An 11,719-nucleotide genomic window follows, 5' to 3' on the forward strand; every position below is an offset into this window, starting at 1 on the left:
CCTCCGCCTCGAAGCGGATGGCCTCCGGCGAGCTCCCTGGAGCGCCCGCGCCCCGGGCGGACGCCGCGCGGCCGCGGGAACCGGAGCCGGCCGAGCCCCCGCCCGCACCGTTCAGCAGCACGTCGCGCGCCTCGTTGATGCGCTTCATCTGCTGCTCAGCGCGGGCGCGGAGGCGCTTGTTCTCACCGAACTTGTCGGGGTGGAGCATCTGCGCGAGCTCGCGGTGCGCGGCGGCTATCTCCGCGCGCGACGCGCCGGGCTCCACGCCCAGCACGCTCAACGCCTCGTCCCGCGTCATGCGCGTCCCTCGCCCGCGCAGCGCCTCACCGAAACCCGTCCCACGGCGCCGCGCTACATGGAGCCGAGCTCGCCGACCACATGGCCCACGCGCTCCTCGGTATCGAGCACGGGCACGCCCTCGTAGCGGAAGAAGCGCGCCGGGTCGTGCATGAGGTCCTCGAGCGGCACGAGCACGAAGTCGCGCTCGCCGAGCTTGGGGTGCGGCAGGCGCAGCTTGTCGCCGCCATGCGTCTCGCCGTCCATCCAGAGCAGGTCGCAGTCGATGACGCGCGGCCCGTTGCGGCGGGCGCTGCGCGTGCGGTTCCTCCCCAGCTTGTCCTCGACCTCAAGCAGTTTGTCGAGCAGCACCGTCGGCGCGAGCTCGGTCTTGATCTCGATGACCGCGTTCGCGAAGGGCGCCTGGCGCGTCTCGTAGGCCGGCTCGCTCTCGTAGATGCGCGAGCAGTTCGAGACGCAGGTGAGCGGGATCTCGGCGATGAGGTCGCGGGCGGCGCGGATGTTGTCCAGGCGCTGTCCCTTGTTGGAGCCGAGCGCCACGAAGGCGCGGCGCGGGTTGGGGCGCGCCACCGCCCAGAAGCCGTTGAGGAACTGCGCGAACCCCGCGACGTTGTGCACGCGGACGATGTTCGCGCCGTTCTCGATGGCGCCCAGGCACACGCCGAACGTCGCGGCGTCGCGGTCGGCCGCCTCCTCGACACCCGAGATCGCGCCCACGAAGCGCTTGCGCGAGACCGCGCACAGCAGCGGGTAGCCGAGCGAGGCCATCTTGGCCGTCTCGCGCTGGATGATGATGTCCTCGTTCGTCGTCTTGCCGAAGCCCGCACCCGGGTCGATGCAGATGCGCTCGCGCGCCACGCCGGCGCGCATGAGGGCGCGCGCCTGGTCGGACAGGAAGCCCATGATGTGGCGCATGACGGGCGCGGAGTCCGGCAGGGTGAACCGGCGCAGCTGCGAGGTGCTCACGTACGCCTGCGCCTGGCGGGACGCGCGGCTCATCATGGCGGCGAGCTCGTCGGTCATGATCGGCGACGCGGCGCCCGCAGCACCCTCGGCCGCCTCCGGGGCGTCCGGGGCGGCAGGCGTCTCCCCCTCGGCCTCGGCGCCATCCTGCGCGGGGGCCGCCGTGAAGGCCTCGGCGAACGGGAGCTGCTGCTGCATGTACCCGCCCGAGAGCTTCGGCGTGCCCAGCAGGCGCGTGCGCGAGCGCCTCTGGCCCCGACCGCTCTTCGCCGCGGCGGCCTCCTCCTCGGCCTCGCGGGCGCGCTCCGCCATGTAGGCCGCGGCGGAGGTGTCGAGCTGCACCGCCGTGCGGGCGTGCGTGGGCTGGTCGGACACCTCGCCCGCGTGCACGATGATCACGCCGCAGGTGCTCGACTGCACGAAATCGACCATCTTGGGGTCGGTGAAGCCCGTCACGTCGTTCACGATCGACGCGCCCACGCGCACGGCCGCCTTCGCGACCTCCACGTGGCGCGTGTCGATGGACACGATCGCGCCCTTCTGCGCGAGCGCCCGCACGACGGGCAGGACGCGGCGCGCCTCCTCGTCCGCATCGACCGGATGGAACCCGGGGCGCGTCGATTCGCCGCCCACGTCGATGATGTCGGCGCCGGCATCGAGCATCGCCACACCATGGGCGATCGCCGCATCGGCATCGAAGTGCTCGCCGCCGTCGCTGAACGAGTCGGGGGTGACGTTGAGCACGCCCATGATGCGCGGGCGATCGAACGTGAGGGTGTACTTTCCGCAGCTCCATGCCTTGATGTCTTGGGCCATGAGGAAGTCCTTTCGAAAAGACGCGTTCCCCTATTGTATCCACACGCGAAACGCCGCGCCGCCTTCCGCCAAAATGATAAAAACCAGCCTGTCTGGGTTTTATCACTTCCCCAACCTTTAGAACGAGAACGCCTGGGCGATGTCGCACGAGATGAGCACGTCGGCGGCGGCATCCTGCGGCGTGGGGTCGCGGTTCACGATGACGAGCTCGTCCCCCTGGAAGTAGCGGGTGAGCCCCGCCGCCGGGTAGACCACGAGCGACGTCCCGCCGATCACGAGCAGGCCGGCCTGGGCGATGGCGCGCACCGCCCCCTCGAGCACGCGCTCGTCGAGCGGCTCCTCGTAGAGCACCACATCGGGCTTCACCGTGCCGCCGCACACCGGGCACACGGGCACGCCGCGACCGTCCTCGTGCTCGCGCGAGCACACCCAGGCGGCATCGTAGACCGCCCCGCAGCCCTGGCAGATGTTGCGGTGCACCGAGCCGTGGAGCTCCCAGACGCGCTGCGACCCCGCCGCCTGATGCAGGCCGTCGATGTTCTGCGTCACCACGGCGTCAAGCTTCCCCGCGTGCTCGAGCGCGGCGAGCGTCCGGTGGCACGCGTTGGGCTGCGCGTCGAGCGCCACCATGCGCTCGCGGTAGAAGCGGAAGAACTCGGCCGGGTGCTCGACGTAGAACGAATGCGAGAGCATCGTCTCGGGCGGATAGTCGAAGTGCTGCCGATACAAGCCGTCGACGCTGCGGAAATCCGGGATGCCGCTCGCGGTGGACACGCCCGCGCCGCCGAAGAAGACGGCGTGCTCGTGCTCGTCGAACAGGCGCTCGAGCGTCTGCGCCGCACGGGCAGCGTCGGTGATGGGTTCTGCGTGATGGGCCATGGCTTCCTCCCTCGCTCGCCAAGCCGCGCAAACGCGCACGGTATCATGATACCCGTCTGAACGCGCCGGGCGGCGCCCCGGGCACCCCGGAGCCGCCGCGGCAGCCCACCCGACCCCCGCGCATTGGAGCGACCATGGAAACCTATTCGTTCGCCTCATGGAACGTGAACGGCCTGCGCGCCGTGCTGAAGAAGGAACCGAGCTTCGAAGAGATCGCGCGCGAGCTCGACGCCGACATCCTCGCCCTGCAGGAGACGAAGCTCCAGGACGGCCAGGTCTCCCTCGAGCTCCCCGGGTACACCCAGGTGTGGAGCTACGCCGAGCGCAAGGGCTACTCCGGCACCGCCGTGTTCGCGCGCACCGAGGCGCTCGGCGAGCCCCTCTCCGTGCGCCACGCGGACAGCTTGCTGCCCTTCGCGGGCGAGGGCGACGCCGCGCAGCTCGTGGCCGAGGCCGCCACGGAGGGCCGCGTGTGCGCCCTCGAGTTCGAGCGCTTCTGGTTCGTGGACGTCTACACCCCGAACGCCAAGGAGGGCCTCGCGCGCATCGAGTGCCGCATGGCCTGGGACGACGCGTACCGCGCGTTCCTGAAGGGCCTGGAGGACGAGACGGGCAAGCCCGTGATCACCTGCGGCGACTTCAACGTGGCACACGAGGAAATCGACCTCAAGAACCCCAAGAGCAACCGCGGCAACGCCGGCTTCTCGGACGAGGAGCGCGGCAAGTTCAGCGAACTCGTCGCCGCCGGGTTCACTGACACGTTCCGCCTGCTCCACCCCGATGAGACGGGCGCCTACAGCTGGTGGAGCTACCGCTTCAATGCCCGCAAGAACAACGCAGGCTGGCGCATCGACTACTTCCTGGTGAGCGACTCGATCGCCGGCCAGGTGCGCGAGGCGGGCATCCGCTCCGACATCTTCGGCAGCGACCACTGCCCTGTCACCCTCACCATCGAGCTCTAGGGAGCCGGCGAACATTTACCCCAGCGTTTTGGCGTCCCGGGCATGTATATTTACCCCAGGGGATATTTGACATCCCCGGCGGGCTTGTATAGTGAGGAGCCCCCTGCGGGGATGTCAAATAACCCCTGGGGTAAATTTACATTCCCAGACTGACCTGCCTCTACAGCGTCATGTTCGGGTCCGCGTCGATGTCGAGCGAGGCGAACTCGCCGCGCTCGAGCTTTCGCCGTGCGACCTCGGCGATCATCGCCGCGTTGTCCGTGCACGCGTTGCGCGGCGGCAGCGTGACGCGCACACCCTGCCGGCCGAGCTTCTTCACCATCATCTCGCGCAGGTGCGGGTTCGCCGCCACGCCGCCCCCGATGCAGTACTCACGCGCCCCGGTCTCGCGCAGGGCGCCCCACGCCTTCTTGTACTGCACGTCGAACACCGCGGCCTCGAACGATGCGGCGAGGTCGGGCAGGTGGATCGTGCGGCCCGCCTCCGTCTCCTGCTCGATGTAGTTCACCACCGCGGTCTTGAGGCCGGAGAGCGAGAAACGGTAGTCGCCCTTGCGGTTGAGCGCGCGCGGGAAGTCGATGGCCTTGGGGTTGCCCGTCTCGGCCAGGCGGGAGATGATGGGGCCGCCCGGGTACCCCAGGCCGAGCGCCTTCGCCACCTTGTCGAATGCCTCGCCCACCGCGTCGTCGAGCGTCTCGCCCAGCACGCGGTAGTCGCCCCAGTCGCGCACGTGCACGAGCATGGTGTGCCCGCCGGAAACGAGCGTGAAGATGAAGGGCGGCTTGAGGGTGGGTTCGGCAAGCAGGTTCGCGAAGAGGTGCCCCTCGAGGTGGTTGACGGGGATGAGCGGCACGTCCGCCGCGTACGCCAGGCCCTTCGCGAAGGCCACGCCCACCACGAGCGCGCCCACGAGGCCGGGGCCCTGCGTGACGCCGATCGCGGCGAGCTCGCGCGGTTCGAGCGCGCCTCCCGTAAGGCCGAGCGCGCCGGCTGCCTCCTCGAGCGCGGCGTCGATCACCCCCACGATGGCCTCGACGTGCTTGCGCGATGCGATCTCGGGCACGACGCCGCCGAAGCGCGCGTGGAAGTCGATTTGCGTCGAGACCTGGTTCGCGAGCAGCGCGCCCTCGGAATCGATGATCGCCGCCGCCGTCTCGTCGCACGAGCTCTCGATGGCGAGAACGAGCCTGCGGCGCGCAATCTCCGCGCGCTCCCCGTCGGAACGGACGGGTGCAGCGAGCGGCCAGGCGCGCAGCGCGGCAGCGGTCGGCTCGGGCGAGGCCGCGTCGACGGGCAGCACGAGCGGGAGCTGCGCCTTCATGATGATCGCGTCGGCGCCCTGCCCGTAGTACCCCGGACGCACGCCGGCCTGTGCGAACCCGAGTGCGCGGTACAGCGAGCGCGCGCCCTCGTTCGCCGCCTCGACCTCGAGCGAGGCGGTCGTGCACCCGAGCATCTGGGCGTCGTAGCTCACATGGGAGAGCAGCTTGCGCGCGATGCCCTGGCGCCGGTGCCCGTCCGCGACCGCGACATCGAGGATCTCGACATCGTGCTCGACGACCATGCCGCCCGCGAACCCCACGAGCTCGCCGTCGTCATGCGCGACCCACCAGCTCCGCGGAACGACCGGTTCGCTGAATTCCCCTAGGAACTGCTCGGCAGACCACGGGGTGTGCCCCGCACCCTCGAAGCACGCGCGCTCCAGACGCGCCACCGCCTCGGCGTCCGCAGGCCCCATGGGGCGGAACTGCAGGTGCCGGCCGGCCAGCTCCTCGGCCACGCCCGTCACCTCGCTGCGCGCGCTCTGCTGGAGCCCCAGGCGCTTGCGCTCGTTCTCCTCGGCATCCGAGAGCCGCGTGTAGATGGGCAGCACGAGCGCCGGATCGCCCGAGCCCTCCACGCCTCCCGCGCGCGAGCACGCCGCGCGCCATGCGAGCGCGAGCCCCTCGCCGCTCGGCCACCACAGAGCGCGGTCGATGCGCGTCGTGAGCCCGGCGGCATCGAAGCGGTCGCCGTAGCGCACGAGGCCGTCGCCCGTGAGCTGCAGCTGGTCGGCATCGTTCCGTGCCGCCCACTCCTCCACGGCCTGCGCCGCCTTGACCACGCGCTCCCGGTCGAAGAGCCGGTGCGCGCCCTCCTCGTCCAGCATGTAGAGCGCGGGGTACACCTCGCCGCGCATCGCATCCGCCGCCACGCCGAGCAGCCCGCGCACGCCGCCGCGCCACGACGTCCACGCGGTCGCGTCGAGCGTCGACACGCCATAGAGCGGCACGTTCGCGCCGCGCGCCAAGCCCTTCGCCGTCGAGATGCCGATGCGCACCCCCGTGAACGAGCCCGGTCCGCGGCCGACGAGGTACGCGTCCACGTCCTCGCGCGCGACCCCCGCCTCGGCGAGCGCGGCGTCTAGCGTCTTGATGAGCTCGACGTTCGCGTGCCGCCGGCACAGATGGTCGCCCGTGGCGAGCACCTCGACGCCGCTCTCCGCGCCACCGACCCGTGCGATCGAACACGCGAGCATGTCCGTCGACGTGTCAATCGCGGCAATGGTGTGTGTCTCGGCCCAGTTTTTCATCTCTCGCGTCCTTTTGTGGTGGAAAAATTCAGATATGCACGATTCGCGTCGCCCAATCGGCGCTCGTCGCCAGTCGCGACGCGCTTCACTCGAAGCAATCCTGCGGTTTTGTCGCTCGAAGCGCTCGCGGGTTGCACGATTTCGCCGCGCGCGGGCCTTCTCGGAGGCTGGAATCGTGCATATCTGAATTCCAGCACCAATTTTTGCCCACACCGCTCAAGAAACTCGCCCGCGCGACGCGCTACGCGCCCACAGCCGCGCCAACCGCCGCGTCGATCGCCTCCGCGAGCTCCTCCGCGCGCCGGCCGTGCGCCTCCAGCGAGATGGCACGCGTCGACTCGCCCGTCCGCGCAATCACGACGCCCAAAAACTCATCCGTCAGCTCGTCCTGGAACTGCTCGCCCCATTCCAGCAGGCACGCGCCCTCGTATCCGAGCACGTCGAAGATGCCCGTGTCCTCGAGCTCGTAGGCATGCTCCAGACGGTACAGGTCGAAGTGGAAGAGCGGGATCCGGCCGCCGTCGTGCACGGCCATGAGCGCGAACGTGGGGCTCGCCACCGGGTGCGCGTCGCCCAAGCCGCGCGCCACGCCCTTGGTGAAATGCGTCTTCCCCACGCCGAGGCCGCCCGTGAGCACGAGCACGTCGCCGTCCGCGAGCAGGGGCGCCACGAGCTCGCCGAAGCGCTCGGTATCTTCCTGCGACGCGCTGAGATACCGGCGCGAACCCTCCCTGCGCAGCGTCATCGCGGCTCCTCAATCGAAGGGAGCGGGAAATCCGCCGAACTCGGCGCCGCACTCGCGGCATCGCCCTGCACGGGTGCCCCGGCGCAGGCCGGATGGCGCGCGAGCCAGTCGCCGAGCATGCGGAAGTCCGCCTCGAGCAGCTCCTGCCAGGCGGGGTTGCGCAGCGCCGCGGCCGGGTGGAACGTGGGCATGACGGTGAAATGACCCGTCTGATGGAAGCGCCCGCGCAGGCGGGTGATGCCCGTCTCGGTCTTGAGCACGAAATGCGTGGCAGGGTTGCCGAGCGTCACGATCACGTCCGGCCAGATGCTGCGGATCTGCTCGCGCAGGAACGGCGAGCAGGCCAGGACCTCGTCAGGCTTGGGATCGCGGTTTCCCGGCGGGCGGCATTTCAGCACGTTCGCGATGTAGATCTCCTCGCGCGTGAGGCCGGCGAGCGAGAGGATCGCATTGAGGTTCTCGCCGGCGCGCCCCACGAACGGCTCACCCTGGAGGTCTTCGTTGCGCCCCGGCGCCTCGCCCACGAACATGACGCGGGCATGGGGGTTGCCCACGCCGAACACGATGTTCGTGCGCGTCTGGCAAAGCTCGCACAGGCGGCAATCGCCCATCACGGCGCGAATCTCCTCCAGCGACACCTCACGCGGTTTCTGGTGCGTGTGCCCGGGAATATGCATGATGCCCATCGTGGATTCCTCGCTTCGCTTCCCGCCACGGCATGGGCGCCCTGGCGTCGAGACCTGTGGTTCGGGGCGGCCGCGCCGGCGCAGCCTAGAGGTACACCTTCTCCAGCCGCATGCCGAAATCGCACGCGACCTCGTAGTTGATGGTGCCGCGCAGCCGTGCCATCTCGTCCATGGTGATCTCCGCGTCGCCGTCGCGGCCGATGATGGTCACCATGTCGCCGTGCTCAGCTTCCGGGATCTGGTGGATCGGGGTCTGCTGGATGGCGAACATGCACTGGTCCATGCAGATGTTGCCCACCTGATGCGCGCGCTCGCCGCGATAGAGCACGTCCATCCGGTTGGAGAGCGTGCGCGAGAGGCCGTCCGCATATCCCAGGGGAATCGTGCAGACCTGGACGGCGGTGCGTGGGACGCGGTACGTGAAGCCGTAGCTCACGCCCTCGCCCATGGCCGGATGCGTCGTGCGCGTGATGCGCGCCCGCACGCTCATGACCGGCTCGAGCGGCATGCGCGCCGCGGCCGCCTCGCACGGCTGCAGGCCGTACAGGCCGATGCCCACGCGCACCATGTCGTAACGCGTGGTGGTGTCGAGCATGGTCGCGGGCGTGTTGTCGCAGTGCACCGTGCCGCACGCGAGGCCGGCGTCCTGCATGGCGCGGACCGCCTCGTCGAAGCGCTTGCACTGCAGCCGGTAGTCCCAACCGTCCACGTCGTCGGCGGTGGCGAAATGCGTGAACACGCCGTCGCATGCCAGCCCGCGATGGAAATCGATGCTGCGACGGAACTCGAGCGCCTCGGTGTAGTGCACGCCGATGCGGTTCATGCCCGTCTCGATGGCGAGGTGGTACTTGCCCACCGTGCCGGCCTGCACGGCTCCCTCGCCATAGGCGAGCGCGAACTCCATCGTGTAGACCGTGGGCATGATCTCATGCTCGAGCAAAAGCGGAATCGCGCCCTCCGGCGGCTCGCTCAGCAGCAGGATGGGAAGGGTGACGCCGCTCTCGCGCAGCCGCACGCCCTCCATGACCGTCGCCACGGCGAACATATCCGCCCCGGCGGACTGCATCACGCGCGCGCACTCCGCCGCCCCGTGGCCGTAGGCGTCAGCCTTGACCACGCAGCACAGGCGCTGGCGCGGCCCGAGCAGCCCCCTGAACGCCCGCACGTTCCTGCGCAGCGCGCCGCGGTCGATCTCGACCCACGCCCAGCGCGTCTCGGGCACCTTCTCCATGGGCATGCCGCTCACGCCCCCTTCACGGTCGTGGCGGGCTCGTCGTCGAGCCCCTTGAGCGCCTCTTCCGCGGCGAGCGCCATGGCGTCGCCGATGACATCGATCAGGTCGGTGGCGATGACGCTCTTCTCGCCGTACCGGTCGGCGGCGATGAAGCCGGTATAGGAATGGAGCGAGACGGCGTAGGAGCACAAGAGCTCCCACGGCCCCTCGTATGCATGGTTGAGCGCGACGGTTCCCGCGACGATGCCCGAGAGCACGTCGCCCGTCCCCGCCGTGGCCATCGACGCCGGTCCGGAGACCGGTAGCAGGACCTTCTCGACGCCCGCGACGGCCGTGACCGGGCCCTTAGCGATGATGATGAAGTTGTCGGAGCCGGCAGCCCAGAGCAGCCGCTGGGCAGCCTCGATGGCGCTTCCCAGGTCGCGAACCGACTCCTCGTCCACCAAGCGCGACAGCTCGCGGTAGTGCGGCGTCAGGATGAGCGGCGCCTCGCGACGGTAGAGCTCCGGCGTCTCGTCGAGACCACCGATCGAGAGCTTGGAGAGGCAATTGAGCGCATCGGCGTCGAGCACGAGCGGAACGTCGAGCTGGAGCAGGCCGGATACCACGTCGATGCAGCCCGCGGCCGTGGTCATGCCCGGACCGCAGAGCACGCAGGAGAACTTCTTCGCGGCATCGCACACCGCGCGCCGCGCCGCCGCGCCGAACGCCCCGCGCGAGTCGGCGGGTATGTCGATCACGGGCACGGAGGGCAGCGCCATGCGGATGAGGTTCGCGCAGGTGGCGGGAGCGGCGACTGCGACGTAACCGGCACCGGCGCGGGCGGCGGCCTTCGCAGCCATCATCGCGGCGCCGGGATAGCTGCTCGAACCCGCGACGACGAGCACCGATCCGCGCGAGTACTTATCGATGTTCGAGGGCAGCGGCTCGAGGAAATCGATGAGGTCGATGGGCTCCACCATCTCCGCCGCATGGTCGACGTCGTTGATGACCTCGTCCAGGCGCTCGTAGAGCTCGCCGCAGAGAATCTCACCGGTGTAATCCGGACCGTCCGCGCTGTACAGGCCGATCTTGGGCGCGAGCATCGTAGCCGTGCGCGCGGCGCGGATGGCATCCTCCTCGACCAAGCCCGTCTCGGCATCGAGACCCGAGGGCACGTCGATGGCGACGACCTCGGCAGCGAGCTCGTTGACGGTGGGAATCCAGATGGAGAACGGCGGGCGGAGACTCCCGTGGAAGCCGGTGCCCAGAATGGCGTCGACCACGACATCCGCCCGGGAGACGAGTTCCGCGAGCTCATCGCGCGAGGGGCCGATGACGATGTTCACATCGCGACCCGCCGTGCGCCGGGCAACGTGGCGCGCGAGCGCTGCGGGAATCTCGTCCGGCTCGACCGGGCTCACCACGTCGACCACGATGCCCTTGTTGGCGAGGATGTCCGCCGCGACCCAGCCGTCGCCGCCGTTATTACCGAACCCCACGAGGATGAGCACGCGCTTGGGATCGGAGGCGGCGACCACCGAAGCCGCGAACTCGCCGGCGAGCTCCATGAGCGTCGCCTTGGAGGTTCCCTCCGACTCAATGCAATCTTCCAGGCGTCGAACTTCCTCACAGCTCAGAATCGGTTTCATCTGAACCTCCATGCTCTATGAGCGTTTCTCCGGTAAGCGAGGTAAGGGAATCGTCCTGCACGCGCTCGAGTTCATCCAGGATCGATCGGGCGTCTCGGAACGAGCGCGCCACGCGAGCGCGTTCGTCCTCGCGCTGCTGCTTGGGCTGCGGACGCGCCTCCTCGGTGATGGCCATGGCGTTCGCGACGGCAAGGTCGCTCGTGAGACTCAGGGACAGCGCCACCTCGACGATGCCGTTATCCTGGGCGATCTGGAGCGCTTTACCCTGGAGCACCGCGATGGGCCTGCCTCGATCATCGCGGGAGACCGAAACGTCCTTCCGCCCGATTCCCTCGGAAAACCCGGTGCCGAGCGCCTTGAGCACCGCCTCGCGCGCAGCGAAGCGAGCGGCGTAGTGGGCGGCGCGGCGCGGAGCCTGGTCGCAGTAACGCTGCTCCTCCTCGGTGAACATCTTTCGAGCAAAGGAAGGCGTCCGCTCGAGCACGCGTCTCATCTGTGCAATCTCGACGATATCGACGCCGATGCCTGCCTCGGCCATGCGCGCCTCCCTCCAAAGCTCTCATATCGGTGTACTTGCCATTGCAAGTATATACCGGAGCCAGCAATCGACCGATAGCAAAAAGGGCTCCTGACATACGTCAGAAGCCCTCTTCATTTCGTGCACGGCTCGGTGCCGTCCACCGGTCAGCGGCGCCCTGCCCTCCCACGGGCTGACCCCGCAGTACTCTCGGCGCTCGGGGGCTTAGCTTCCGGGTTCGGAACGGGTCCGGGCGTGCCCCCCCTGCCATGGCCGCTGACCGGTGGGCGGCGCCCGCCGGGCGGGGTGAGTCCCCCGCGTGCCCTCAGGGCCGCACAGCGCGGATGCGATCCACCACAGACCCCGGCATGGGAGCCTCTCGACGGCGACCGGAGCGCTTCGTATGGCGCCGGCGCC

At 69.4% G+C, this 11,719-nt stretch carries 10 protein-coding genes and 1 rRNA gene; 1 reads left to right on the top strand and 10 read right to left on the bottom strand.

Annotated features, from left to right (window positions below; genetic code table 11):
* From BN423_RS06475 to BN423_RS06485, 3 genes are all read right to left on the bottom strand, one after another.
* A partial coding sequence (locus BN423_RS06475) for a J domain-containing protein (protein ID WP_019239447.1) occupies positions 1–298 on the bottom strand: 298 nt, incomplete at its 3' end.
* 53 nt (positions 299–351) lie between these two features.
* Positions 352–2,076, bottom strand: coding sequence for a dihydropteroate synthase (folP, locus tag BN423_RS06480; protein ID WP_019239448.1), 1,725 nt, complete (start codon positions 2,074–2,076; stop codon positions 352–354).
* Between the two features lie 117 nt (positions 2,077–2,193).
* Positions 2,194–2,955 (bottom strand): NAD-dependent protein deacylase, encoded by a 762-nt coding sequence (locus tag BN423_RS06485; protein ID WP_019239449.1) that lies wholly within the window; start codon positions 2,953–2,955, stop codon positions 2,194–2,196.
* A gap of 134 nt (positions 2,956–3,089) precedes the next feature.
* Here BN423_RS06485 and BN423_RS06490 point away from each other — a divergent pair, with 134 nt between their 5' ends.
* Positions 3,090–3,917, top strand: coding sequence for an exodeoxyribonuclease III (locus BN423_RS06490; RefSeq protein ID WP_019239450.1), 828 nt, complete (start codon positions 3,090–3,092; stop codon positions 3,915–3,917).
* A 160-nt stretch (positions 3,918–4,077) separates the two neighbouring features.
* Here the strand turns inward: BN423_RS06490 and tsaD are convergent, their stop codons facing one another.
* From tsaD to rrf, 7 genes are all read right to left on the bottom strand, one after another.
* Positions 4,078–6,489 (bottom strand): tRNA (adenosine(37)-N6)-threonylcarbamoyltransferase complex transferase subunit TsaD, encoded by a 2,412-nt coding sequence (tsaD, locus tag BN423_RS06495; protein WP_019239451.1) that lies wholly within the window; start codon positions 6,487–6,489, stop codon positions 4,078–4,080.
* A 241-nt stretch (positions 6,490–6,730) separates the two neighbouring features.
* A complete protein-coding gene (gene tsaE, locus BN423_RS06500; protein ID WP_019239452.1) occupies positions 6,731–7,234 on the bottom strand; it encodes a tRNA (adenosine(37)-N6)-threonylcarbamoyltransferase complex ATPase subunit type 1 TsaE in 504 nt (167 codons plus the stop codon).
* Positions 7,231–7,920: a uracil-DNA glycosylase gene (locus tag BN423_RS06505; protein WP_019239453.1), complete on the bottom strand. Its 690-nt coding sequence runs from the start codon at positions 7,918–7,920 to the stop codon at positions 7,231–7,233. Before BN423_RS06505 ends, tsaE begins: the two co-directional genes overlap by 4 nt.
* 85 nt (positions 7,921–8,005) lie before the next feature.
* Positions 8,006–9,157 carry an alanine racemase gene (gene alr, locus BN423_RS06510; protein WP_019239454.1) on the bottom strand — a complete coding sequence of 384 codons (1,152 nt, stop codon included), beginning with the start codon at positions 9,155–9,157 and terminating at the stop codon, positions 8,006–8,008.
* Positions 9,158–9,162: 5 nt separating this feature from the next.
* Positions 9,163–10,785, bottom strand: coding sequence for a bifunctional ADP-dependent NAD(P)H-hydrate dehydratase/NAD(P)H-hydrate epimerase (locus BN423_RS06515; RefSeq protein ID WP_071784276.1), 1,623 nt, complete (start codon positions 10,783–10,785; stop codon positions 9,163–9,165).
* A complete protein-coding gene (gene acpS / locus BN423_RS06520) occupies positions 10,763–11,323 on the bottom strand; it encodes a holo-ACP synthase (protein ID WP_019239456.1) in 561 nt (186 codons plus the stop codon). The genes BN423_RS06515 and acpS overlap by 23 nt, the downstream gene beginning before the upstream one ends.
* 144 nt (positions 11,324–11,467) lie before the next feature.
* A 5S ribosomal RNA gene (gene rrf / locus BN423_RS06525) occupies positions 11,468–11,583 on the bottom strand.
* Between the last annotated feature and the right edge of the window lie 136 nt (positions 11,584–11,719).

Origin of the sequence: Enorma timonensis (genome assembly GCF_000321165.1) — a bacterium.
Taxonomy (GTDB): Bacteria; Actinomycetota; Coriobacteriia; order Coriobacteriales; family Coriobacteriaceae; genus Enorma.